This window comes from Actinomycetospora chlora, assembly GCF_039542135.1.
GTDB classification, from domain to species: Bacteria; Actinomycetota; Actinomycetes; order Mycobacteriales; family Pseudonocardiaceae; genus Actinomycetospora; species Actinomycetospora chlora.
This window is the reverse complement of record NZ_BAABHO010000019.1, coordinates 21,467-45,039: the sequence shown is the minus strand read 5'-3', so window position 1 is coordinate 45,039 and position 23,573 is coordinate 21,467. Positions and strand designations below refer to the sequence as shown.

Sequence of the window (23,573 nt, the reverse complement as noted above, 5' to 3'; positions counted from 1 at the left end):
GAGGAGGCGGACGTCGCCACCCCAGCTCAGAGGGCGATCGAGGCGTCGCTCGGACAGGGTCGATGGTCCCGACGACCGGTGGCCCGGGCCCCTTGTGTGATCGGCGCGGACGATCTTCGCCGAACGAGGTGGTGCGGGAGTCGCACGATTCGACGGTCGTATCGTCGGCGATTCGGTCATTCGCGGAACAGTGCGGTACAGCGTTGCGACGACTGGCTCGACATGCGACGTCGTGGCGTTTCGCCAGGGAAATGGTCGAGGTTATCCTGGCGCCGGTCCATCGCTTCTCCGACGGGACGGCTTCCATGTCCTCGACCATGCACGACCCCGAAGAGCGGTACGTCGAGGACGACTACCTCCGTGCCTCCGCCCCCTGCGAGGCCGCCGCCGCCCTCCGCGGGCTCGCCGCGGTCCTGTCACGGGTTCCCGGGGTGTTCGCCGACGACGCCCGGGTGGACGCCCTACGGCTGCAGGCCCTGGCCGACGACATCGCCGGTCGCTGGCACCACCCCGCGGGTCTCGACCGCGCACGCGACGGTGACCTCGGCGCGACCGACGACCGCCACTGGGCGGCCCTCATGCACGTCTACTTCCGCGCGGCGCTCGAGTCCGGTCCGGACCGCCGCGCGCCCGCCGCGTCCTGACGCGGACCCGGAGCCGACCGTCAGAGACGTACCGACGCGAGGCGCGCTCCCTCGACGAGCGCCTCGAGCTTGGCCCACTGCACCGACGGGTGGACGCGGCGCACGAGCGGGCCCTGGGCGAAGCCGCAGTCGCTGCTCGCGATCACGCGCTCCGGCCCGACGAGCTCGGCCAGCCGCACGATCCGGTCGGCGACCAGCTCCGGGTGCTCCACGACGTTGGTCGCGTGGCTGATCAGCCCGGGCATGAGCACCTTGCCCGCCGGCAGCTCGACGTCGGCCCACACGCGCCACTCGTGCTCGTGGCGCGGGTTGGCCTGCTCGAGGGAGTAGGTGCCGACCGGCACCCGCAGCACCAGGTCGACGATGTCGCGCAGGGCGACGTCGCCGACGTGCGGTGCATTCCAGCTCCCCCAGCACACGTGGTAGCGCGCCCGCTCGGGCGGGATGCCGTCGAGCGCGCGGATCAGCGCCTCGGTGCGCACCTCGGCCCACGCCCGGTAGGCGGCGAGGTCGCCGCCCATCGTGTCGTAGGTGATCGCGAAGTGGGCGTCGTCGACCTGGACCTCGAGCCCGGCGTCCACGACGGCCCGGTACTCCTCGTTGAGCGCGTCCGCGACCGCGACCAGCAGCTCCTCGTCCGAGGAGTAGAAGTCGAGGACCGGGCGCGGCACGGCGCTCGCGGGCGCGACCACCGGCAGGAAGGCCCCGTGCGCGCCCGCCTTCTCGGCCGCGCGGGTCAGGTTGGTGATGTCGCGCCCGATCGCCGCGTGCCCCGTGTAGTGCACGGGCGAGGTCGCCGTCCACTCCCCTCCCCCGCCGACGAAGCCCTGCGACGCCTCGTACTCGGCGTAGAACTCCCCGAAGAGGCGCTTGTCGGTGCCCGGCGGCACGTTGGACCGCGCCGTCACCGCCCCCGCCGGCTCCGTGACGGTGAATCCCCCGAGCCGCTCGCGGATGTAGCGCGACCAGCTGTCGGACTTGCCGTACTCGCCGTCGCTGACGACGTCGATGCCGATGTCCACCTGCCGCGCGACGACGTCGTCGACCGACCGCGCCAGCACCTCGGCGTGGCGGTCCGCGTCCACGCTCTGCCCGTGCTCCCGGGCCCGCAGGATCTCGACGAGCTCGGGCGGCCGGACGAGGCTCCCGACGTGGGTGGTGCGGATGCGGGTCACCGGCGACCTCCTGCCTCTCGACCCAGGAGCCTCGCGAGCGCGCGGAGCGGTGGTCAACGGGCGTTCCCGGTCGCGGAACTCCCTACGTCCCGTCCGCGTCGACGACGTCCGCGACAACGAGGGCGATGTTGTCGGCGCCGCCACGCCCCAGGGCCAGCTCGACCAAGCTGTTCGAGGCGGACCACACGTCGCCGCCGCCGTCGAGGACGTCGTGGAGCTGGTCGTGCGCCAGATGACGGTGGACACCGTCGGTGCAGAGGAGATAGCGGTCGTCCGGCCGCACCGTGACATGGTGGACCGCCCACCGACGGTCGCCCGCGCCGACGAGATCGGGACCGTCGTCGGTGAGCTGGGTCAGCTCCCCGTCACGGAGGCGGTACGCCCGCGACGACCCCGCGTGACCGAGGTAGGCGTCCGTTCCCCGGACGACGAGTGCCGTCACCGAGCTCTGGAGATCGAGAGCGGCCTCCTTCGCCATGAGATCGCGGAGTGCACCGTCGCCGGCGGCGATGGCCGCCGACAGCGCCTCGTTCCCTCCGGACCCGCTCGGCTCGTCGTCCAGCGGCACCAGCGCGGCCACCACCAGCTTCGAGGCGGCGTCACCATAGGGGCGATCGGCGCCTCCGTCCGCGACGGCGAGCAGGCGGGGACCCGCGTAGATCGAGTCGTGGTTGGCCGGCTTCTCGAGGCCGCGATCGGCCTGGGCCGCGTAGCGCAGGGCCGGGCCGCCCCGCGCGGCGCCGTGCGGAGCCTCAGCACGACGGGCGCCCCGACTCGGCGGAGCGACCAAGGCTCCGAGCGCCGCCTGGAGCTCGGGCGCCTCCGTCGTCGTGGGAACCCGGCCGACCAGGTCCGCCACCAGGGCGGTGATCCGCGGCGTCCTCGTGGCGCCGCCAGCCAGGTAGACGTCGGCGAGCTGGCCCGACGTCGCGTCCGCCGAAGCGATCGATCGCTCCACCTGGTCGATGACCCGCCGCAGGACCGGCTCGACGGCGCGCTCGACGTCCTGCCGGGTCACCCGGATCTCCTTGCTCGCCCCGGGCACGAACACGTCCACGGAGAGCCTCGTGGAGAGCATCTCCCGTGCCCCGGTGACGTCGCTGCGGAACCGTTGCCGTGCGCGCTCCGCAGCCAGCCCGGTGTCCTCCCACAGCCTCGTCCAGCCCTGGACGTCAGCGGCCCGGGCCCGCTCGGCGATCAACCCCATCAGCGCGGCGTCCAAGGCGTCGCCGCCGAGCGAGTCGTCGCGCAGAGGAGTCCCGACGAGCTCGACGGCATCGCCGCTCCACCGCAGGACGGCGGTGTCGAGGGTGGTCACGCCGAGGTCGAGCACGGCGACCAGGCCGGCGTCCGGGACGCGGTCGAACGCGTGCCGGACGTGCTGGGCGATCGCGATCGGATCCGCGAGCAGCTCCACGCGGCCCAGCCGCGCCCGCTCGGCGGCCTGGCGCAACCGGCGCTGCTCGACCCCACCGGGCGGCCAGGTCGCGGGGTGGGTCAGCACCACGCGTTCCGGCGGACGCCCGGGAGCGCGGACGGACCGCCGCGCGACGCCCGACAGCAGCGCCCCCACCAGGTCCACGGTTGCGACGCGCACGCCGCCCAGGAGGACGTGCTCGGCGGCCGCGAGGGCCCGGAAGGGGTCGGGCTCGGCGCGGTCCGGGGCGAGCCGAGCCTCGTTGGCCGCGTCGCGCCCGACCAGCAGGGTGCCGTCCGCGCCGAGGCACACCACGGACGGCATGCGGCGCGCTCCGTCGAGATCGACGAGCTCCGGGCGGGGCGTGTCCGGGTCGGTCACGACGGCGGCGCGGGTCGACGCGCTCCCGACGCCGATGGCCAGGGCCCAGCCGAGACCCGGCGAGCCGTCGCTGCCACCGTGGAGAGCGGAGGAGCCGGCTCCGTGCCGCGGCCGCGACACGACGTCCTGCCTGGCCAGGAGCGCCTGCAACCTCGTCGCGGCACGAGGGCCCGCCTCGGCGTGCCCGGACCGGGCCGCCCGGCTCCACCACGTGCGGGCGCCGGCCTGGTCGCCCTGGCGCTCGAGCTGCTCGGCGAGGTCGACCATCGCCATCGGGGCGTGGTGGGCGTGCCCGGACGCGGCCGCTCGCTCGTACCAGGCCCTGGAGTCGGTGGTCGCCCCCTGCTCGGCGAGCAACGCAGCGAGGTGGACCATCGCCTGCAGACCGCTCTCGGGATCCCCGGAGTCTGCTGCGGTCTCGAACCAGGCCTGGGCCAGGAGCGTTTCTCCCTGTGCGGCGAGCCGGCGCCCGAGATCGACCATCTCCGAGGGCGCGGTGACCTCGCCGTCGTGCGCGATCGCCTCCTCGCCTGGAGCGCCCACCGGCGTGTCCGACGCCGGCGGACGGGTTTCCCGCGGCCTTCCCCGGTCGTCGCGGGCTTGCGCGCCCGCGTCGACCAGCACCGCCCGCGCGGCCCGGGCCAGCGCGCCGGAGCTCTGGTACCGGTCGTCGGGGTCCTTCGCCATCGCCCGGCCGATGACGTCGTCGAACCCTCGAGGGAGTCCCGGGACCGTGGCGCTCGGTCGAGGAGGCGCGGTGTTCAGGTGGTCGTTCAGCAGCTTGTACATGTTCCGTCCGGAGAACGGGGGCTCTCCGGTCAGTGCCTCGTACAGCACGCAACCCAGCGCGTAGACGTCGGCGCGGGCGTCGATCGTCGTGCTCCCGCTGGCCTGCTCGGGCGCCATGTACAGAACGGTGCCGTTCGCCAGTCCCGGCTGGGTGAGCCGGGGAGCGTCCTTCTCGATGGCGATGCCGAAGTCGATGAGGTAGGCGAACTCCTCGTCGTCGTCGGGATCCCCGCCGACACCGTGAGGGTCGGGCACGTCCTCGAGCAGGATGTTCGACGGCTTGACGTCGCGGTGGGTCAAGGATCGCCGGTGCGCGGCATCGAGCGCTTTCGCCACGTGCGTGACGATCCGCACCGCCCGCGCCGGCTCCAGGGCCCCCTCGACGTCGAGGACGTGCCGGAGATCCACGCCCTCGACGAGCGCCATCTCCACGAAGAGGGTCCCGTCGATGTCGCCGTAGTCGTGGATCGACACCACGTTGCGGTTCCGGAGACCCGCCACGAGTTCGGCCTCGCGGCGGAAGCGGGCGCGGTCCTCGTCGTCGGTCGCCAGCGCGGTGCGCATGCGCTTGACCGCGACGACGCGGTCGTTCTTGCGGGTGTCGCGCGCGCGGTAGACCTCGCCCATGGCACCGGCCCCGATCAGCCCGTCGAGTCGGTACGGGCCGAACATCTCCCCCACGCCGCGATACCTCCACCGCCGCCCGCCCCACCCGCGCTGATCGAACAGCTGTGACCCTAGCCATTCCGCCGGGATCGTCCGCAACGTCCGTCTACAGCACGCCGCGGTCGTGCAGGGCGCCGATCTCGGACTCCCCGAGGCCGAGGACGTCGGCGAGCACGGCGTCGGTGTCGGCGCCCAGGACCGGAGCGGCGCCGGGCTCGCCGTGGTCGCCGTCCCAGCGGATCGGGGTGCGCGCGGTGATCCCGCGCGCGCCGCCCGGCAGGCGCAGGTCGGCCAACACCGGGTAGTGGCCCGCGCGGTACTCGGCGACGACGTCGGCCATGCCCTGGTACCGGCCCCACAGCACCCGCGCGGCCTTGAGCTCGGCCTCCACGGTGGCCGAGTCCCGCGCGGCGAACCACGGCGCGAGCACCGCAGCGAGGGTGTCGCGCAACCGGTAGCGCTCGGTCTCGTCGGTGAGGTCGGCGCCGAGGGCCTGCTCGAGGGCGGCGAACACCGCCTCGGTCCCGGTCACGGTCGTGAGCGCGGTCCACTGGGCCGGGGTCAGCGCCACGACCATCACGCGCTCGCCGTCGGAGCAGCCGAAGTCGACGCCGAAGCTGCCGTAGACGTGGTTGCCGTGCCGCGGACGTTCCCCGCCGCGGTCGGCGGCCTCGGACAGCCAGCCGAGGTTGGCCACCCCGGCCAGCGCCACGTCCGCGAGCGCGATCTCGGCGTAGACCCCGCGCCCGGTGCGGGCGCGCTGGTGGAGCCCGGCGAGCACCGCGGTGGACACGCTGAGGCCGGTGGCGAGGTCCCACGCCGGGAGCACGTGGTTCACCGGCCGGCCGGTCTCCGTGCTGCCGGTGATCCCGGGGATGCCGACCTCGGCGTTGACCGTGTAGTCCACGGCCGGGCGCCCGTCGGGGTAGCCCTGGACCCGGACGTGGACCAGGTCGTCCCGCCGCTCCCGGAGCACGTCGTTCGCCATCCAGCGCCGTCCGACGACGTTGTCGACCAGCACACCGCGGTCGTCGCCGGGTGCGGTGGCCAGCGCCAGGACGAGCTCGCGGCCCTCCTCGGAGCGCATGTCGACCGTGATCGACCGCTTGCCCTTGTTCAGGGAGGCCCAGTAGTGCGACTCCCCGCCCCAGGCCGCGCCGGCGACCGGCCAGCGGTTGTGGTCGGGCCCGCCGCCGAGGGGATCGATGCGGATCACCGAGGCGCCGAGCTGGGCGAGCGTCAGTCCCCCGGTAGGTCCCGCGACGAAACTGGCGCACTCCACGACCTGCAGGCCGTCCAGCGGACGCATGCTCACTCCGGACGCTCGACGAACCCTGGCCCTGGTGTCCTACCAGTCGAGGAAGGTCCGGCGGGCGCGGGAGAGCGGCGGGCCTCACGGCTCCCGGCGGACGAGACGGAAGAATCCCCGCACCTGCTCGACCAGCGACGCCGGCTGCTCCAGCGCGGCGAAGTGGCCGCCGCGGGGCATCTCGGCGAACCAGCGCAGGTCGGTGAACCGTCGCTCGGCCTCCCGCCGCGACGGCCGCGTGATGTCCCGCGGATAGACCGAGAGCCCGCACGGCGCGGTGACGGGGTCCCGGAAGTGCGCGAAGCTCTCCCAGTAGAGGCGCGCCGAGGACGTGGCCGACGCGGTGAACCAGTAGACCGAGATCTCGTCGAGGATCTGCTGGCGGGACACGGCGTCCTCGGGGTGGCCGTCGTTGTCGGTCCACGCCCAGAACTTCTCGGCGATCCAGGCGGCCTGCCCCGCCGGCGAGTCGGTGAGCGCGTAGCCCAGCGTCTGCGGCCGGGTCGCCTGCTGGCCGGAGTAGCCCCGGCCGGTGCGGGCGAACTCCTCCGCGGCGGCGAGGTTGGCCCGCTCGGCGGGCGTCGGGTCGTCGAAGCCGCCCAGCGCCACGGCCCCCAGGTTGAGGTGCACTCCGGCGACCCGCTCCGGCGCCACCTCGCCCAGCGCGCCGGACACCGCCGATCCCCAGTCACCGCCCTGCGCGCCGTAGCGCGTGTAGCCCAGCGAGACCATCAGCGTGTCCCAGGCCCGGGCGGTGCGGGTGATGCCCCAGCCGGGGGCCGACGGCTTGTCGCTCCAGCCGTAACCGGGCAGGGACGGCGCCACGACGTGGAACGCGTCCGCCGGGTCGCCGCCGTGCGCCCGCGGGTCGGTCAGCGGGCCGAGGACGCCGAGGAACTCGAGCACGGAGCCCGGCCACCCGTGCGTGAGCACCAGCGGGAACGCGTCCGGCTCCGGCGAGCGGACGTGCAGGAAGTGGACGCCGAGCCCGTCGACGGTCGCGCGGAACTGCGGGAAGGCGTTCACCCGCGCCGCGAACCCGAAGTCGTAGTCCTCGGCCCAACTGCGGCAGAGCTCCTGCACGTAGTCCAGCGGCACCCCCTGGGACCAGTCGTCGACCGTCGCGGGCTCGGGCCACCGCGTGCGCCGCAGGCGCTCGCGCAGGTCCGCGATCTCGGCGTCGCCGACGCCGACCTCGAACGGCTCCGGGGTCACGGCGTGCTCCTTCCTCCTGCGGGACGAGGGCCTCGCCCGGGCTCGAGGCCGTCCTGCGCCGAGGCCCTGCCGACTGCCGCGGCCCCGACCGAGCAGGGCTGGACGGAGCCCGGCGACGTCCCGTCCGCAACGGTGAGCACGATCTTGCCCTGGAGGTGCCCTCGGCGGCGCGCCCGTGGGCGCCGCGCCCTCGAGCGCGGAGGTGGTGACGCCCGCGCCGGCGACCTCCTCCGGGTGGTGGAGAGGCCGGACGTCGACCGCCGAGGCTGCTCACCCCCGCCAGGTGATGCCGGGTGCCGGCGTCGCAGCCAACCTCCGGGTCGTACCGGTCGTCGAGGGACGGTGGGCGATGTTGGCGCAGGCCGTCCCCGCCGCGCTGGCCGCGGCGATCTACCCCCAGGCGCTGCTGTTCGTGTCGTTCATCCTCGGCCGGCCACAACCCCGCACACGCGCCCTGGTCTTCCTGTCCGGCGCCGTGGTCATCACGCTGGGCGTCGGGTTCGCCGTTGTCCTGCTGCTGCAGCACACCGACCTGGAGAGCTCCCGGCACCCGACCGTCTCCCCGTGGATCGACGTCGCGATCGGCGTGGCGCTCCTCGTCGTCGCCGCGTGGGTCGCCCTGCGCCCGCCCCGCCACGAGGAGGAGCGCGTACGGCGCCGCGAGCTCGGCGTCCTCGCCGTGTTCGGGATCGGGCTCGTCATGTACACGCCGTCGCCGTTCTACCTGGCATCGCTGCACGCCATTGCCAAGGGTCACGCGGGCCCGGTCGCCACCACCGCCAGCGTCGTCCTCGTCGCCGTCCTCTTCATGCTGTTCGCCGAGCTCCCGATCGCCGCCCACGCCCTCTGGCCCGAGGCCACGCTCCGGACGGTGCGGGGCGCGAACGCGTGGCTGTCCCGGCACGGCCGCACCCTGATCTGCGTGGCGGCGATCGCGCTGGGCGGCTACCTCATCATCACCGCGATCCCGCGGTTGGCGTAGCTCTACGTCGGCGGGATCAGGTCCCTCTCCCGCCGGCGGATCTCGACGCCGCCCCAGATGGCGGCGCCGGTGACGTGCAGGGACGGCGCCCCGAACGGTGGCGGGGTCGTCGGCGGACCGGACAGGTCGGCGAAGCCGCCCATCGCGCCCCGGCCGTCGCAGCGCACCTCGACGTCCGGGCCGACGACGATCACCACCCCGACCATGATCGCGTAGACGCGGACGGTCGTGCCCCGCGGATCGAGACGCGCGTGGCGGAGGTCCAGCTCCGCGCCCCCCATGAACGCGAGCACCGTGTGCTCCGGTCCCGGCGCCCACGCGCCGCGCCGGACCGTGGCGCGCAGGAGGCTGACCGACGACGTCGGTGACTCCGACCCGGTCGCCGGCGGCGGCCCGTCCTCGACGGGTGGCGGGGAGACCGCGACGAGGTCGTCGGTGTACGCCCGCAGCTCTTCACGGTGCACCGCCGCCGCGATGCCGGCCAGGCGCGCGTCGCCCTGCGCGGGGGCCAGCCGGCCGTCGTCCACCGCCGCCCGGACGAGCCCGGCGGCGCGTTCCCGCTCGTCGGCGGAGGCGCGGGCACCGGGATCGCCTCGACCGGAGCCGCTCATCGTGCCGATGGTAGGCAGCGCCGGCGGTCGGCGGGAGGCTCACCGCACCCCGGGCTCGACCGTGCCGGGCCCGCCGCCCAGGAGCGCGCGACACCGCCCGACGAGGTCGTCGACGAGCGCGGCCCGCCACGGGCTCCAGGCGCGGGGGCCGGTCCCGCGCGCGTCGGCCTCGGCCAGCGCCGCGACGAGCTCGACCAGCTCCGGGTCGGCGCCGAGGGTGCGCACGACGCTCCGGGCCGTCGCCGGGTCCTCGGGATCGTGGCGCAACGCTGTGAGCGGCAGCAGGCGGTGGTGGCGCACCATCCGCGCGAGCGTCTCGGCGTCGGCGTCCGGCAGGCCGACGCGCAGGCCGATCCGTCGCGCGAGCACCGCGCTGCGGGCGGTGTGGTCCCCGCCGCCGCCCCGGCCGAGGTCGTGCACGAGCGCGCCGATCAGCAGGAGGTCCGGGCGCGGCACCCGAGCGGTCAGCTCCGCGGCGTGGCGGGTCACCTCGAGCAGGTGGCGGTCCACGGTCCACGCGTGCCGGTGGTCGCCGGGGGGCAGGTCGCGCACGGCGCTCCACTCGGGGAACAACCGCCCCCACAGCCCGCCGCGGTCGAGCGTGTCGATCACCTCGACCATCGTCCCGCCCGCGCCGAGCAGGGCGAGCAGCTCCGCGCGCGCCGACTCCGGCCACGGCGCCCGCAGCTCGGGCGCGGCCTCGGCGAGACGCCGCACGGACGCGACCGCGAGGGGCCGCCCGGTCGTGGCGGCGGCCGCGGCCAGCCGCAGGACGAGGCCCGGGTCGCGCCCGATCCGCGCGCCGCGGGCGAGCGCGACCGCACCGCCGTCCTCCACGATCCCGGCGGCCCGCGGGCGACGGGCCGCCCACCGGCGGGCCGTGGGCACGGCCGGCCGCAGCGCGACGTCGAGCGCGTGGGCGACCGTGCGCGACGCCGCCGAGAGTGATCGGGCGAGCGCGACGCGGTCGGCGAAGCGGAGCTCCGGGACGTCGGCCAGCGCCTGTGCGTCGTCGGCGTCCAGCACGTCGCGGGGGCGCCCGCTGCGCCGGTGCAGCTCGGTCCGCAGGTCCAGCAGCAGGGCCCGCGCCGGCTCGACGTCCACCGCCGGGCGGTCCACCCACCTCGCCGTCACCAGCGCGTCGAGCAGCCGGAGGTCGCGCAGCCCGCCGCGGCCCTCGCGCAGGTCGGGAGCGATCTGGACGGCCGCCTCCCCGGCGCGCGCCCACCGCGCGCAGGTGGCGCCGACGACGTGGTCGAACCGGTCGCCGATGCCCGCCCGCCACGCCTGGTGGGCGGTCGCGGCGAGGCGCTCGGCCGTGGCCGGGTCGCCGGCGATCAGCCGCGCGTCCAGAAGGCCCAGCGCGGCGTCGAGGTCACGGAGCGAGGAGGCCACGGCCTCGCCCACCGTCGCGACCGCGGTGTCCGCCCCGGCGGCGGTGTCCCGCAGCGGCGCCCACAGCGATGCCGCGACCCGGCCGGCCTCCCCGGCGTCGGGGCCGGATCGCGTCCCGTCGCGCACCAGCAGCAGCCGTGGTCGCGACCACGGGACCAGCTCGCGCCGTCCGAGCGCGCCGGTCGCGACCAGGGCCGCCCCGTCAGCGATCCCGATCGCGGCCGCCCGGCGCACCAGCCAGAAGTCGTACAGCTCGACCAGCACCTCCCGCAGGGACGCGGGGTCCAGGCGACGCGCGCCCGGCGGCGGCGACAGCAACGCGCGACGGGCACCGTCCAGGTCGGCCGCCGTGCCGGCGACCGCGGCGGGTCCACCCCGGCGCGACCATCCCGGTCCCCCGGGGTCCGACCTCGCTGCCACCATCCCGGTCCTCCGGTCCTCCGGGTCGACCACGGCGCCGGGGCCGCCGCCCTCCCGCGGGAGGGCGGCGGCCCGGTCGACCGGTGCCGCTACGGGGCGTCCACGGTCTGCGTCGCGCCGGAGGTGACCGGCGGCGGCGTCGCACCGTTCGTGGTGCGGTTGTTCATGCCGAGGAAGTCGTAGCCCGCCTCCGCGTGCTCTCCCTCGTCGATGCCCACCGCCTCGCTGTCCTCGTCCACCCGCAGGCCCATGGTCGCCTTGACGATCAGCGCGATGACCGCCGTCAGGATGCCGGAGTAGGCGATCACCGCGAGGGCGGCGACGGCCTGGACGCCGAGCTGGCCCCAGCCGCCGCCGTAGAAGACACCGCCCGCACCCGCCGGGGAGCCCTCCCAGGCGAAGAAGCCGATGAGCAGCGTGCCCACCAGGCCGCCCACGAGGTGGACGCCGACCACGTCGAACGCGTCGTCGAAGCCGAGCCGGTACTTCAGGCCGACGCCGAAGGCGCACGCCAGGCCCGCGATGAACCCGATGGCCATGGCCCCCAGCGGCGTCACCGCGGCGCAGGCGGGGGTGATCGCGACCAGACCCGCGACGATGCCGGACGCGGCGCCCAGCGAGGTGGGCTTGCCGTCCCGGACCTGCTCGATGATCAGCCAGCCGCAGATGGCGGTGCAGGTGGCCACGACGGTGTTGAGGAACGCGTACGACGCGGCGAAGTTCGCGACCGCCGCCGACCCGGCGTTGAACCCGAACCACCCGAACCACAGCAGGCCGGCGCCGAGCATGACCATCGTCAGGTTGTGCGGGCGCGCCGAGTCGTTCGGCCAGCCCTTCCGCTTGCCCAGGATGAGGGCGAGGACCAGCGCGGCCATGCCCGCGTTGATGTGCACGGCGGTGCCGCCCGCGAAGTCGACCGCGCCGATGCCGTTGGCGATCCACCCGGCGTCGAGGTCGAACACCCAGTGGGCGATCGGGAAGTAGACGACCAGCGCCCAGAGCAGGGAGAAGACCATCCACGAGTTGAACTTCATGCGGTTGGCCACGGCCCCGGCGATCAGGCCCACGGTGAGGATGGCGAACATCGCCTGGAACGCGGCGAACGCGATGTCGGGCAGCCCGTCGGTCTGCACGGTCTCCGAGAGGAGGCTGGACAGCATGAAGTACTGGGCGGGGTTGCCGAGCAGGCCGCCGCCCACGTCGTCGCCGAAGGCCAGCGAGTAGCCGACGATGACCCACAGGACGCCGACCGTGGCGAACGTGGAGAACACCATCATCATCATGTTGAGCACGCTCTTCGCGTGCGCCTGGCCGCCGTAGAACAGGGCCAGCCCCGGCGTCATGAGGAGGACCAGCGCGGAGCTGGTCAACATCCAGGCGATCGTTCCGCTGTCGAGTTCCACGTCGGGCGCGTTCCTTCCTCATGCGGTCAATTCGGTCGCAGACCCTGTGGTGACCACATTTCGGACAGTCGCGCCCCCGGTTACGGGCCGGTGACATCACAGCCCGCCGCCGGGTACGGGTGGCCGTCCCGGCGCGCCCGGGTGCCGCTGGGGCGGCAGAGGAGGAACGAGAACGACACCGAGGATCACCGCCGTGCCCGATCCTGCGGTGCTCGAGGAGCAGCTCCTTGCGGCCCTGGAACACCAGGTAGGCCACCCCGCAGGTGGTCGAGGTCGGTGATGACGAGCCCTACCTCGGCCGCTGAGCAGCGGCGATCGTCGTCCCTCCTCCGGCGCTCGACGTGCCCGCCTCAGCGGGCCGCCGCGGCGGCGAGGTCCGCCAGCGGCACCGTGGGGTCGGCGAGGCGGGCCCGGTCGACGGGCGCGCCCGACCGGACGAGGTCGCCGATCGGACCGGTCACGTCCCAGACGTTGACGTTCATCCCGGCGCGGACCCGGCCGTCGGCGAGCCAGAACGCCACGAACTCGCGGTCGGGGAGGTCGCCGCGGACCAGCACCTCGTCGTACTCGCCGGGGGCGGCGAAGCCCGTGTACTCCATCCCCAGGTCGTACTGATCGGTGAAGAAGTACGGCAGGCGGTCGTCGGCGGCACCCGTCCCGAGAAGCGCGCGCGCCGCCGCGGGCCCACCGTTGAGGGCGTTGGCCCAGTGCTCGACCCGCAACCGCCGGCCGAGGACGGGGTGCCAGGCCCGGGCGACGTCGCCCGCCGCGCGGATGTGGGGGTCCGACGTGCGCAGCACCTCGTCGACGACGACACCGTCGTCGACCTCCAGACCGGCCGCCTCGGCGAGCGCCGTGTTCGGTGTGATCCCGATGCCGACGACGACGGTGTCGGCGTCGATCTCGGTGCCGTCACCCAGCCGGACGCCCTCCACGCGCCCCCCGCGCCCCCGGATCTCCGCGAGGTCGACCTCGCACCGCAGGTCGACGTCGTGCTCGCGGTGGAGATCGGCGAACACCTGGGCCATCTCGGGACCGAGGACCCGCAGCAACGGCAGTGGGGCGGACTCGAGCACGGTCACCGGGACATCGGCGATCCGCGCCGCGGCCGCGACCTCGAGGCCGATCCACCCGCCCCCGACGACGACCGTCCGCGACGAGGAGCGCAGCGCGGCGGCGATCCGGTCGCTGTCGCCGAGGGTGCGCAGGTGGTGCACGCCGTCGAGGTCGGCGCCGGGAACGCCCAGGCGCCGGGGCGAGGAGCCGGTCGTCAGCAGCAGCGTGCGGTAGCCGACCCGGCCGCCGTCGGTCAGCACGACCTCACGGGCGTCGCGGTCGAGTGCCGCGACGGGCACGCCCAGCCGCAGCTCGACGTCGTGCTCGGCGTACCACTCCCCCGGGTGCACGAAGGTGCTCGCGCGCTCGGCCCGACCCTGCAGGTACTCCTTCGACAGGGGCGGGCGTTCGTAGGGCCGTTCGTCCTCGTCGCCGATCAGCACCACCCGCCCGCGGAACCCCTCCCCGCGGAGGGTCTCCGCGGCCTTCGCCCCGGCCAGTCCGGCCCCGACGATCACGATCGTCCCGTCGTCGTCCGCCATGTCCTCGTCTCCTTCCGCGGTGACCGTGGGTCAGGGGGCGGGCGCGGTCACGTCACGCGGCACCGACGCCGAGCAGGGCCAGCAACACGAGCACGACCGTCACGACGGCCAGGAGCCCGTGCCCGACCACCACCGCGACCGGCAGGTACCGCTCGGCGGGCGCCTCGCCCTCGTGCGCCGCCGCTCCCGGCGAGGTGCCGCCGGCACCCGTCGCCACCGTCCGGGGAGCGCGCCGGACCTGCCGCCACCGCGCGAGCATCGCGAGCCCGAGTGCGGCCACCGGCACGAGCAGGGCGAGCGCGATCCAGCCGAGCGCCTCGACGTCGGCGAGGACGTACACCACCCAGAGGACGAGGCCCACGGCGGCGAGGGCGAGGTGGGAGAAGACGGCGCCCGCCGGCAGCCGCGAGGTCCCACCGTGCTGCTGGCGCAGTCCGCCGCGGGCGACCCAGCGCCCGAGCATCACGAACCCACCGATCGCGGTGAGTGCCCAGGCCACCAGGGCGACCGTTGCCGTGACCATCACGCCGTCTCCTCTCCGACCTCGTCCCGGACGTCCCGGTAACCCGTCACCTGCGTGCGCTCGTCGGCCACGCGGACGCCGAACCGAAAGACCAGTCGGCCACCCAGCGAGCCCGACACGGCGAGCAGGGCCACCGCGACGACGGACAGGGCCAGTTGGCCGGCACCGACCGTGCTCGCGCCCTCGGTCCCGCGGCGCCAGAGGAAGCCCGTGACGTAGGCGGCCACCACCACCAGGTTCAGGACCATGTGGGCAACGGCCGTGCGACGGGCGGGCGTGTGCGGGGGGATCGCCAGCAGGTCGAGCGCGCCCACCAGCGCGGCGGCGAGCCCGCCGAGCACGCCCAGGGCGATCAGCCAGCGCGATCCCGCCACCAGGAAGCCCGCGGCCGGCACCACGAACGACCCGACGTCGAACACCAGGCTCGCGACCCACGCCCCGATCGGCACGGTCACGAGCAGCGGGTGCCAGGGGTGCCCGTAGGGCCCGGCGAGCGCGGCGTTGACGGGCTGCTTCGCCTCCGCCGGCGGGGCGATCGGCCGCCGGCCCGGGCGGCCCGCCCGACTCTCGCTGCTCACCACGCCGACCACCCCGCGGCCCACCATGATTGAGCAAACGAGTATGGGCTCATTCAGCTGAGCCGGTCAAGGTTGCTGCTCATCGGGGTCCGGAGTCGATTACGACCACCATCATGGTCCATGGTCGTGCGACGGCATGGCCCGTAGGCTCGGCGAGGTGGAACCCGAAGCGGTGCCGGCGTCCGTGGAGCTCCCGTCGTCGCAGGCGGTGGCCGCGGTGGCCGCACTGGGCGACGAGTCCCGCCGGCGGCTGTACGAGATCGTCCGCGCCGCGGGGCGCCCGGTGACCCGCGACGAGGCCGCGGCCGCCGTGGGCATCTCCCGCAAGCTCGCCGGGTTCCACCTCGACAAGCTCGTCGAGGTCGAGCTCCTGCACGCGGAGGTGGCGGCTCCCGGCGGGGTCCGCCGCGTGGGCCGTCGCCCGAAGGTCTACCGCCCCAGCGAGGCGCAGGTCGGCGTCAGCATCCCCAGCCGGTCCCCCGACCTCCTCGCGGGCATCCTCGTCGAGGCCCTCGACCCACCCGGGAACGGCGGGGCGAGCACCGTCGCCGCGGTCGCCCATCGTCGGGGTCGCGAGCTGGGCACCGCCGAGCGGGAGCGGACGCGCCCCGGGCGGCTCGGCACCGAGCGGGCGCTGACGGCCGCCGGCGCCACACTGACCGCCCTCGGCTTCGAGCCGCGCCGCGAGCACCCCACCGGGCTGACCCTGCGCAACTGTCCGTTCCGTCCCCACGCCGGGGCCGCGCCCGAGCTCGTGTGCGCGCTCAACCACGCCCTGATCACCGGGCTGCTCGAGGGTCTGCGGGCCGACACCGTCACGGCGACGCTCACACCCCAGCCGCGGGAGTGCTGCGTGACGCTCTCGGGCTGAGGACGACCGGCCGCGGGTCAGGGCTCGACGGTGTCGGAGCACGGACGCCGGCGGTGATCGTGCGGGGCGTCACCGTCCCGCGCCGGGCGACTCGCCGTCGCCGTCGAGCGACTCGTAGGCGCGCGCGAAACCCTCCGCCCCCAGCAGGAATGCGTCGCACTCGTCCGGGGTCATGGCCTCGGTGACGCGCTCCAGGGCCCTCGCCCGCGCGTCGGCCAGGTCGGCGAGCACCTTGCGCCCGGCCGGGGTGAGCTCGAGCCAGGTGGCACGGCGGTTGTCGGGCGCGACCTCGCGGGTGATGAGCCCGGCGGCGGTGAGCCGGTCGCTGATCCGGCTGGCCGTCGAGGGCGGGACGCCGAGCGCGTCGCCGAGGACGGTGACCTTCGCGCCGCCGAGGTGATCGAGGGACTGCAGGGCCCGCAGGTGGGACGGGGAGACGTTCTCCTCCATGAGGCTGAGCACGCCGACGCTGAGCTCCAGCAGCCCGCGCAGGGCGAGCTCCAGACGATCGGCGAACACCGCGCCGGCACGGTCCTCGATCCTCCCGGACCGCTCCGGCACGGACGTCCCGGCTGGCTCTGTCATCGTCCTTCGTCCCATCGTGGTCCCGACAGCGGTGGAGATCGGCCCCGCACGTCGCCGCGCACCCTGCACGATCATCATCCGGCACGACAAGCGCTCGCGCGCCGGGCGGTTCCGGTGGCCCACCACCCGCCGGCGGCGATCGCGACGGCGACCAGCCCCCGACGTCGGTCACCCACGCCAGCAGCTTGTCGTGCGCTATGCACGACGTACGATAGTAGCGATTGGGAGTGACCCGGCCGCGGCGCGAGGGGGACCCGACCATGACCCTGGACCCCGATGCGCGCACACGCCCCTGGGACGCGCCCGCGCTCGACGACGTCGACCTGCCCGCCGACCTGACCGCGCGCCGACGCGCCGCCGTCACCGAGGCCCGCACCCGGGCCGAGCCGGTCACCCGCGACGGGCGCGGGGCGATGGGGTTGTGCCGGTACGGCGCCGGGTGCGTCGCCCTCGCCCTGCGCGGGCGCTTCGAGCAGTGCTCCCGCGAGCTCCTCCGGGCCCTCGCCGACGAGCTGCCGAGGGCGGCGTGCCGTGAGCTGGTCGTCGACCTCTCCGGACTCGACGGGTGCGACCCGGTACTCGTCCGCGCGCTCGCCCGGCTGCGCATCCGCTGCCTCACCCGCGAGGCGCGTGTCGAGCTGTACGACGTGCCGACCGCCCTCGCGATCGAGCTCGGCCAGCGTCGCCGAGGTCGCGTCGGCCGCGTGGGGCCGCGCACGCCACGGCGGGCTACCGGAGCACGGGTGGTGGCACGTCCTCCGTCACCCGACCGACCGCGCGCGCCGGCCAGACCTCGGCGACCTCGGGCGGCAGGACGGCGGTCGGGCAGCTCGCCATGCGGACCACCGCCTGCGTGGTCGTCCCCAGGAGAGACGCCGTGAGCGCCCCGAGTCCACGTGAGCACAGGACGATGAGCCGAGCCCGGCCACGAGCTTCCCGCAGGATCGCCTCGGCAGCGTTGCCCCACAGCACGGTCTCGTGCAGCGCGAGGTCGGGATGGCGATCGGTGGTCCCGGCGGCGGCGTCCGCCAGCCGCTGTCGGATCGCCCGCTCGTCGGCCCCGGCTCCACGGCGGGCCCCGACGGCGACCGGCTGGAGGGGTGCCCCCCAACGGTCGGCCACGTCGGCGGCGAAGGCCACAGCGCCGACCGCCTCGCGGGTGCCGTCGACGTGCACGAGCACGTTGCCCGCGTGCGCCGCCGCGGGGTCCCAGATCTGCGGGACCAGCACGACAGGGCACCGGGCGTGGCCGATCGCGTGCCCGACGACGCGACCGACCGTGAGGTCGAGGTCAGCTGCGGCGGTACGGGAGCCCAGGACCAGGAGCTCGGCGTGTTCCGCGACGTGGACGAGGGCGGGCCCGCAGACGCCGCTGACCACGGAGAGGCGCACGGGGACGTCGGGCGCGGAGGCGGCGGCGACGTGACGGCCCTGCTCGAGCAGGGCCCGTGCGCGTCCCTGCGGCGCCTCGAGGACGTGGTCGTGGTGCGACGGCGGCAGTACCTGGACGAGGTCGAGGCCCACACCGCGGCGGGCGGCCTCACGGGCCGCCCATCTGACCGCTCGCAGCGTCGCCGGGTTGCCGCCGACGCCGGCGACGACGCCGGTGGCGGGCTCTGCGCGATCGACCATGGTCCACCGCCTCCTCGTCCGGGACACGACGACGCGGAGGCCGCGGGACCTGCACTCGCCCCTGCGCTCGAACATGGTAGCACGTTGTTGCGTTTGCATATCATCCGTTGCGCACGACATCCGTACCGGATGCTTCTGTGCCACGGTGGACGGCCAGGGTTCCCGGAGGGAGGCCCAGCCATGGTTCTGGAGCGGTCGGCGGTCACGGGACTGCCGGGCCTGGGCGTCGGCAAGCACAGGGGTCCCGAGCAGGGCGCGTGCCTGATGGAGTACGTGTCCGTGCTGGCCGGCCAGCGCTTCACCGATCGGCCGGCGTGCACGCCCGGCGCGGTCGCCGTCGTGGCCCGTCGGGTCAACGACGCGGTCAGCGACCGCGCCCGGCCCCGACTCGCGCTGTGGGCCCCGGAGCTCATCGGCGCGGGTCGTCGGGACAGCGGACTCGACGACGTCGTCGTGTCGTGCTGCACGGCGACGGGGCTGGCCGTCACCCCCCACGAGCGCCACCTGTCGGCGTTGCAGCGCCGCGCTCGCCGCAGACTGCGCCACCCGTGGTCGAGGTGGCTGCGAGTGCCGGCGCACGCGGCGGTCCACGAGGCGTTCATCGCCACGATGGCGGCGCTCGGTCCCCTACCGGCCGACGAGCGCGACGAGCGACTGATCGCGCTGCTCGCCGAGGTCGTGCGCGCCACCCGGGACGCGACGACCGGTCACGGGAACGACGTCCGGACCGACGGCCCGCCGAGGGCGACCTCGGCCGCGGCGCCGGGCGCGGTCGAGGACGCTCGCGGAACGGAGCGATGATGACCAGCTCGGGTCGCGATGTCGGTGTGCCGCGCATCCTCGGCGGGCTGGGCGGCGAGTGTCTGGCCGAGTTCCTCGGCACGTTCGTCCTGATCGCCTTCGGGTGCGGATCGGTGGCGGTGGCGGTGGTGGGGCTGCCGGGCTCGGGTCGTCAGGTCGGCGCCTTCGGCCCCGGCAACTGGCTGATCGTCGCGTTCGGCTGGGGCTTCGCCGTGGCCTTCGGCGTCTACATCGCCGGCGGCGTGTCGGGAGCGCACCTGAACCCGGCGGTCACCCTGGCGTTCGCGCTACGGCGAGGATTCTCCTGGGCCAAGGTCCCCGCCTTCTGGGCGGCTCAGCTCGTCGGAGCCTTCGTCGCCGCCGCGCTGGTCTACGCGGTCTACCGGCCCGCCATCAACGCCTACGACGTGGCGAACAACGTGCCCACGCGCGCCACGTCCCTCGACACGTTCGCCGTCTTCGCCACCTTCCCCGCGAAGTACTTCGGCGGCGGACTCGCCGGCCCCCTCCTCGACCAGATCGTCGGGACCGCCCTGCTGGTCGCGCTCATCGCCGCACTGATCGACCGGCGCAACCAGGGCCCGGGGAGCAACCTGGGACCGCTGCTGATCGGCTTCCTCGTCGTGGCGATCGGCCTGACGTACGGCACCAACGCCGGCTACGCCATCAACCCGGCCCGCGACCTGGGACCTCGACTCTGGACCTGGGTCGAGGGCTGGGGCCCGTTGGCGTTCCCCGGCACCGGGACGTACTTCGACAACTACTGGTGGGTGCCCATCGTCGGCCCCCTGATCGGGGGCGCCATCGGCATCGTGGTCTACGACGGGCTCATCGGCACGAGCCTGGCCGCTCGAGCCCGGGCGGAGCAACGGGACGTCCCCGAACCCGAGGTCGGTCGGACCGGCGACTGATCCGCATCGACCCGTCGGACACGAGCGGCGCCGACGCGGCCTCCTTGTCGGCCCGGCCCGGGCCCACCTACGTTGCTGTGCTGGCGGTGGGATCCGTCGGCCGCCGAGGACGTCGACGAGTCGGTGATCACCGCGTATGAGCTCGCACCTGGTCGTCGAGTTCGTCGTCTCGGTCGCGTACGGCGTCCTGTCCGCGTTGATCCCGATCTTCAACAGCGAGGTCTACATCGTGGCCTCGCAGGTCGGCGGGTTCGCCGCGGAGACCACGACCGCCGTCGGCTGTGCGCTCGGCCAGAGCATCGGCAAGGCCGGCCTGGTCGTGGCGCTCCGCCGGGGGGTCGACCTCGAGGTGTTCCGACGCCGACGCGATCGCCCCCGGAAGCCGGCCGGCACGTTCCGGACCACCGTGCGTGGCTGGTCGAACCGCATGCTGGGGCTCCTCGGCGAGTCCCGGTGGGGCGTGGTGGTCGTCTTCCTCTCCGCGGCCGTCTACATCCCCCCGCTCTACCCGGTGACGCTCGCGGTGACGAAGACGCGCATGTCGGCCGTCGTCTTCGGGGCCGCCGTGCTCCTCGGCCGCGTGTTGCTGTTCCTCGCCATCGCGTTCGGGGTCTCCGCCCTGGTCCACTGACGCGCCCTCGCGGGGCAGCGACACCGGCGTCCCCGGGCGCCTGATTGTCAGGTCATTCGGAGTCCCGCCGATGTCCTGCCGGTAAGCTTCCGGCGTGGCGAGGCGAGCTGTGGATCGACGGAGCCCCGTTCCGCTGTGGTCACAGGTCCAGGACGACCTGCGGCGCCGGGTGACCGAGGGCGAGTTCGACGCGGCCTTCCCCGGCGAGAACGCCCTCGTCGAGGCCTACGAGGTCAGCCGCAACACCGTCCGCGAAGCACTGCGGGGGCTGCGCGCCGAGGGGCTCGTGACGGCCGAACGCGGGCGGGCGCCGCGCGTACGCCGCGCGGAGATCGAGCAGCCCGTGGGCACGCTGTACAGCCTGTTCGCCTCGGTCGAGGCGGCCGGCCTGACCCAACGCTCGGACGTTCGCGCGCTCGACGTGCGCGCCGACGGCGTGGTGGCCGCCCACCTCGACCTCGAGGAGTCGACCCCGCTCGTCCACCTCGAACGCCTGCGTCGCGCCGACGACACCCCCCTCGCCGTCGACCGTGTCTGGCTTCCTGCCTCGGTGGCGTCGCCCCTGCTCGGGGTCGACTTCACCCACACCTCGCTCTACGCGGAGCTGACCGAACTGACCGGTACCCGCGTCGAGTCCGGCCACGAGCGCATCCGGGCCCAGATCCCCACCCGCGGCGAACGCGCGCTCCTCGAGTGCCCCGAGGACGTCGCGGTGTTCGTCATCGAACGCACGGGCGTCGCGGCCGGCCGGCTCGTCGAGTGGCGGCAGACCGTCGTGCGCGGCGACCGCTTCGCCTTCGAGGCGGACTTCTCCTCCCGCGGGCTGCAGCTCGCGGTGGCCCGGTCGGCCGCGACGCCTCCGAGGGCGGCCACCGCGTCCTGACCCGGGCAGGTCGGGACCTTGGTCCCGACGATCCGAGCCTTCCGGCGGGAAGAGGCAGACCGCGCCGGCGTTCTCCTGAGTTCATCACCGCGCGCAGGTTCTCCACCATCACCGGCGCCTGCTTGCGGATCGCGGCGCCGGTCTTGGAGTTCGGCGACGAGCCGGCGTCCCCGAGGGCGAAGACGTTGCCGTAGCGGGTGTGGCGCATCGTGTGCTTGTCGATCTCGACGTAGCCGTTGGGGTTCCCCGCGTCGGCCAGCGGACCCTTCTTGATCCAGTCCGGAGCGCTCTGCGGCGGCGCCAGGTGCATCACGTCGTAGGGCAGGGTCGTGGTCTCGCGGGTGTTCACGTCGGTGACCGTCGCCCGGCGGTGTGCGGCGTCGACGGCGGTGACCTCGCTGGTCAGGTGCACGGTGATGCCGTAGTCGTCCACCACCCGCTCGAGCGCGTCGGAGAAGACCTTGACCCCGAACATCCCCGGCGTGGGCAGCACGAGGTGCACGTCGATGTCGCCCAGCACGCCCTGCTTGCGCCAGTGGTCGGCGGCGAGGTAGGCGATCTTCTGGGGGGCACCGGCGCACTTGATGGGGCCGGAGGGCATGCCGAACACGGCGGTGCCGGAGCGGGTCTCGCGGATGAACCGCCACGTGGCCGGCGCGAGCTCGTACCGATAGTTGCTGGAGACCCCGTCGCGGCCGAGGGTCTCCCCCAGCCCTGAGATCTTCCCCCAGTCGAGCTGGATCCCCGGGCAGACGACCAGGTGGTCGTACCGCCCGGTCGCGCCCCCGGCCAGCGTCACCTCGCCCGCGTCCGCGTCGACCTCCGCGGCGGCGTCGGTGATCCACGTGACCCCCCGGGGCCATCACCGCCGCCATCGGCCGCGCGCTCTCCTCGACCGGGGCGGCGCCGCCACCGACCAGGGTCCACAGCGGCTGGTAGTAGTGCGTCATCGCCGGCTCGATCACCGCGACGTCGGTCTCTCCTGCCCGTCGCAGCCGGGCGGCCACGGTGATGCCGGCGGAGCCCCCGCCGATGATGACGGTCTTGTGCTGGAGCACCATGGCAGTGGCCTTCCTCACATATGTTGGTACAAGCCACGGTAGCCACGCCCCGGGCCGCGCCATGGGGACCATGAGACCGAAGCCGGCGTGGGTCAGGTCCAGGACGAGCGCCAGCCCCGCCAGAGGTGCCTGCATCGCCGCGCCGATCATCGCCGCCGCCCCGATCAGCGCGAACGCCCCGACGGCGGTGCCCGGCCAGACCAGGGCCCACAGCCCGCCGAGCCCTGCGCCGACGACGGCGCCGGTGCTCATGGTCGGCGTGAACAACCCGCCCGATATCCCGCTGCCGAGGCAGAGCGTGGTCAGCAGCGGCTTGAGCAGCGCGAGGACCAGGAAGAAGGCGATGCCGCCCCGACCGTCGAGGGCCAGGTGGGCGAGGATCTTGCCGTTGCCGAACAGTTCGGGGAACACCACGCCGACCGCGCCCACGACGAGCATGGCCCCGAGCGGCGCCGGGAGCGCCCACCAACCGCTCGGCCGGTGGTGCGAGACCCACGCCACCAGCCGCACGAACCCCGCGGCGAGCAGGCCGATCAGCACGCCGGCCCCGAGGGACCACACCAGCGCCGACGCCGTGAACGGGTAGGCAGGCACCTGATAGGTGGCGGTCGCCGGCAGGGAGATCCAGGCCGTCGTGGTGGCGACGGCCGACGCGGCGATCGCCGGGAGGATGACCGGCAGGGAGACGCTGCCGCAGAGCACCTCGGCCGTGAAGACCGCACCGCCCAACGGGACGTTGTAGACGGCGGAGAACCCGGCGCCCGCGCCGCAGGCGACGAGCAGGCGCCGTTGGGCCACGGTCAGGCCGGCCCAGCGGGCCAGCAGGCTGCCGACGACACCGCCCATGAGCTTGGGTGCGGCCTCGCGACCGACGGATGCTCCCGCTCCCACGGCGATCTCGGAGAGCACCGAGGTGCCCGCGCTGCGCGGGAACGACAGGGTCCCGTCGCCGTTCCAGAGAGCATCGTCCACCTCGGCCTTCTGGCCCCGGGTCCATCGCCGCAGGAGGAACCAGCCGACCGCGGCGATCACCCCGCCGCCGGCCGTGGCGAGCATCCGCCGGAGCGCCGAGGCGTGCCGCGCCGCGTCCTC

General features: G+C 74.5%; 19 protein-coding genes and 3 pseudogenes. 8 read left to right on the top strand and 14 right to left on the bottom strand.

Features of this window, described 5'->3' with window-relative positions:
- Positions 1-305: 305 nt before the first annotated feature.
- The gene (locus tag ABD994_RS13645; protein ID WP_345415212.1) at positions 306-644 is read left to right on the top strand and encodes a hypothetical protein; all 339 of its coding nucleotides are present in this window, start codon (positions 306-308) and stop codon (positions 642-644) included.
- A gap of 20 nt (positions 645-664) precedes the next feature.
- Here the strand turns inward: ABD994_RS13645 and ABD994_RS13640 are convergent, their stop codons facing one another.
- The 4 genes from ABD994_RS13640 to ABD994_RS13625 form a co-directional block, all read right to left on the bottom strand.
- A complete protein-coding gene (locus tag ABD994_RS13640; protein ID WP_345415209.1) occupies positions 665-1,819 on the bottom strand; it encodes a cobalamin-independent methionine synthase II family protein in 1,155 nt (384 codons plus the stop codon).
- An 82-nt stretch (positions 1,820-1,901) separates the two neighbouring features.
- The gene (locus ABD994_RS13635; RefSeq protein WP_345415422.1) at positions 1,902-5,078 is read right to left on the bottom strand and encodes a protein kinase domain-containing protein; all 3,177 of its coding nucleotides are present in this window, start codon (positions 5,076-5,078) and stop codon (positions 1,902-1,904) included.
- Between the two features lie 100 nt (positions 5,079-5,178).
- The gene (locus tag ABD994_RS13630; RefSeq protein ID WP_345415206.1) at positions 5,179-6,381 is read right to left on the bottom strand and encodes a CoA transferase; all 1,203 of its coding nucleotides are present in this window, start codon (positions 6,379-6,381) and stop codon (positions 5,179-5,181) included.
- Between the two features lie 84 nt (positions 6,382-6,465).
- Positions 6,466-7,596: an epoxide hydrolase family protein gene (locus ABD994_RS13625; RefSeq protein ID WP_345415203.1), complete on the bottom strand. Its 1,131-nt coding sequence runs from the start codon at positions 7,594-7,596 to the stop codon at positions 6,466-6,468.
- 349 nt (positions 7,597-7,945) lie between these two features.
- Here ABD994_RS13625 and ABD994_RS13620 point away from each other — a divergent pair, with 349 nt between their 5' ends.
- Complete coding sequence (locus ABD994_RS13620; RefSeq protein ID WP_345415200.1) at positions 7,946-8,578, top strand: GAP family protein; 633 nt, start codon at positions 7,946-7,948, stop codon at positions 8,576-8,578.
- 2 nt (positions 8,579-8,580) lie between these two features.
- Here the strand turns inward: ABD994_RS13620 and ABD994_RS13615 are convergent, their stop codons facing one another.
- The 6 genes from ABD994_RS13615 to ABD994_RS13590 all read right to left on the bottom strand — a co-directional run bounded on the left by ABD994_RS13615 (position 8,581) and on the right by ABD994_RS13590 (position 15,106).
- Positions 8,581-9,189 carry a DUF1707 SHOCT-like domain-containing protein gene (locus ABD994_RS13615; protein WP_345415196.1) on the bottom strand — a complete coding sequence of 203 codons (609 nt, stop codon included), beginning with the start codon at positions 9,187-9,189 and terminating at the stop codon, positions 8,581-8,583.
- A 39-nt stretch (positions 9,190-9,228) separates the two neighbouring features.
- Complete coding sequence (locus tag ABD994_RS13610) at positions 9,229-11,004, bottom strand: HD domain-containing protein (protein ID WP_345415193.1); 1,776 nt, start codon at positions 11,002-11,004, stop codon at positions 9,229-9,231.
- Positions 11,005-11,093: 89 nt separating this feature from the next.
- Positions 11,094-12,377 (bottom strand): ammonium transporter, encoded by a 1,284-nt coding sequence (locus tag ABD994_RS13605; protein ID WP_345415190.1) that lies wholly within the window; start codon positions 12,375-12,377, stop codon positions 11,094-11,096.
- A 380-nt stretch (positions 12,378-12,757) separates the two neighbouring features.
- Complete coding sequence (locus ABD994_RS13600; protein WP_345415187.1) at positions 12,758-14,005, bottom strand: NAD(P)/FAD-dependent oxidoreductase; 1,248 nt, start codon at positions 14,003-14,005, stop codon at positions 12,758-12,760.
- 52 nt (positions 14,006-14,057) lie between these two features.
- Positions 14,058-14,531 carry a hypothetical protein gene (locus tag ABD994_RS13595; protein ID WP_345415182.1) on the bottom strand — a complete coding sequence of 158 codons (474 nt, stop codon included), beginning with the start codon at positions 14,529-14,531 and terminating at the stop codon, positions 14,058-14,060.
- On the bottom strand, positions 14,528-15,106 hold the full coding sequence (locus ABD994_RS13590) for a DUF2231 domain-containing protein (protein ID WP_345415179.1): 579 nt from the start codon (positions 15,104-15,106) through the stop codon (positions 14,528-14,530). Before ABD994_RS13590 ends, ABD994_RS13595 begins: the two co-directional genes overlap by 4 nt.
- Positions 15,107-15,263: 157 nt before the next feature.
- Here ABD994_RS13590 and ABD994_RS13585 point away from each other — a divergent pair, with 157 nt between their 5' ends.
- Positions 15,264-15,977, top strand: a complete 714-nt coding sequence (locus tag ABD994_RS13585; RefSeq protein ID WP_345415176.1) for a helix-turn-helix transcriptional regulator — start codon at positions 15,264-15,266, stop codon at positions 15,975-15,977.
- A 69-nt stretch (positions 15,978-16,046) separates the two neighbouring features.
- Here ABD994_RS13585 and ABD994_RS13580 read toward each other — a convergent pair whose 3' ends face one another.
- A complete protein-coding gene (locus ABD994_RS13580; RefSeq protein ID WP_345415173.1) occupies positions 16,047-16,562 on the bottom strand; it encodes a MarR family winged helix-turn-helix transcriptional regulator in 516 nt (171 codons plus the stop codon).
- A 260-nt stretch (positions 16,563-16,822) separates the two neighbouring features.
- On the opposite strand from ABD994_RS13580, the pseudogene ABD994_RS31680 reads away from it, so the two are divergent.
- Positions 16,823-17,215, top strand: a pseudogene (locus tag ABD994_RS31680) (STAS domain-containing protein); the annotation flags it as partial.
- Between the two features lie 76 nt (positions 17,216-17,291).
- Here the strand turns inward: ABD994_RS31680 and ABD994_RS13575 are convergent.
- Entirely contained in the window at positions 17,292-18,194 is a 903-nt protein-coding gene (locus ABD994_RS13575) for a universal stress protein (protein ID WP_345415170.1), read from the bottom strand.
- 180 nt (positions 18,195-18,374) lie between these two features.
- Between ABD994_RS13575 and ABD994_RS13570 the strand changes: the two genes are divergently transcribed.
- The 4 genes from ABD994_RS13570 (at position 18,375) to ABD994_RS13555 (ending at position 21,420) form a co-directional block, all read left to right on the top strand.
- Positions 18,375-18,995 carry a hypothetical protein gene (locus ABD994_RS13570; RefSeq protein ID WP_345415167.1) on the top strand — a complete coding sequence of 207 codons (621 nt, stop codon included), beginning with the start codon at positions 18,375-18,377 and terminating at the stop codon, positions 18,993-18,995.
- Complete coding sequence (locus ABD994_RS13565) at positions 18,995-19,906, top strand: MIP/aquaporin family protein (protein WP_345415164.1); 912 nt, start codon at positions 18,995-18,997, stop codon at positions 19,904-19,906. The genes ABD994_RS13570 and ABD994_RS13565 overlap by 1 nt, the downstream gene beginning before the upstream one ends.
- Before the next feature lie 136 nt (positions 19,907-20,042).
- Positions 20,043-20,537 carry a hypothetical protein gene (locus ABD994_RS13560; RefSeq protein WP_345415161.1) on the top strand — a complete coding sequence of 165 codons (495 nt, stop codon included), beginning with the start codon at positions 20,043-20,045 and terminating at the stop codon, positions 20,535-20,537.
- A gap of 109 nt (positions 20,538-20,646) precedes the next feature.
- Entirely contained in the window at positions 20,647-21,420 is a 774-nt protein-coding gene (locus ABD994_RS13555) for a GntR family transcriptional regulator (RefSeq protein WP_345415158.1), read from the top strand.
- 163 nt (positions 21,421-21,583) lie between these two features.
- Here the strand turns inward: ABD994_RS13555 and ABD994_RS13550 are convergent.
- Together ABD994_RS13550 and ABD994_RS13545 are read right to left on the bottom strand one after the other, a co-directional pair.
- Positions 21,584-22,261 (bottom strand): annotated as a pseudogene (locus ABD994_RS13550) (NAD(P)/FAD-dependent oxidoreductase); the annotation flags it as partial.
- 292 nt (positions 22,262-22,553) lie between these two features.
- Positions 22,554-23,537, bottom strand: a pseudogene (locus ABD994_RS13545) (chloride channel protein); the annotation flags it as partial.
- Positions 23,538-23,573 lie beyond the last annotated feature (36 nt).

Coding starts and splice junctions, on each gene's coding strand:
- ABD994_RS13645 (WP_345415212.1), top strand. CDS start 306: ATGTCCTCGACCATGCACGACCCCGAAGAGCGGTACGTCGAGGACGAC.
- ABD994_RS13635 (WP_345415422.1), bottom strand. CDS start 5,078: ATGTTCGGCCCGTACCGACTCGACGGGCTGATCGGGGCCGGTGCCATG.
- ABD994_RS13630 (WP_345415206.1), bottom strand. CDS start 6,381: ATGCGTCCGCTGGACGGCCTGCAGGTCGTGGAGTGCGCCAGTTTCGTC.
- ABD994_RS13620 (WP_345415200.1), top strand. CDS start 7,946: ATGTTGGCGCAGGCCGTCCCCGCCGCGCTGGCCGCGGCGATCTACCCC.
- ABD994_RS13615 (WP_345415196.1), bottom strand. CDS start 9,189: ATGAGCGGCTCCGGTCGAGGCGATCCCGGTGCCCGCGCCTCCGCCGAC.
- ABD994_RS13605 (WP_345415190.1), bottom strand. CDS start 12,377: ATGTTGACCAGCTCCGCGCTGGTCCTCCTCATGACGCCGGGGCTGGCC.
- ABD994_RS13600 (WP_345415187.1), bottom strand. CDS start 14,005: ATGGCGGACGACGACGGGACGATCGTGATCGTCGGGGCCGGACTGGCC.
- ABD994_RS13580 (WP_345415173.1), bottom strand. CDS start 16,562: ATGACAGAGCCAGCCGGGACGTCCGTGCCGGAGCGGTCCGGGAGGATC.
- ABD994_RS13575 (WP_345415170.1), bottom strand. CDS start 18,194: ATGGTCGATCGCGCAGAGCCCGCCACCGGCGTCGTCGCCGGCGTCGGC.
- ABD994_RS13570 (WP_345415167.1), top strand. CDS start 18,375: ATGGTTCTGGAGCGGTCGGCGGTCACGGGACTGCCGGGCCTGGGCGTC.
- ABD994_RS13565 (WP_345415164.1), top strand. CDS start 18,995: ATGACCAGCTCGGGTCGCGATGTCGGTGTGCCGCGCATCCTCGGCGGG.
- ABD994_RS13560 (WP_345415161.1), top strand. CDS start 20,043: ATGAGCTCGCACCTGGTCGTCGAGTTCGTCGTCTCGGTCGCGTACGGC.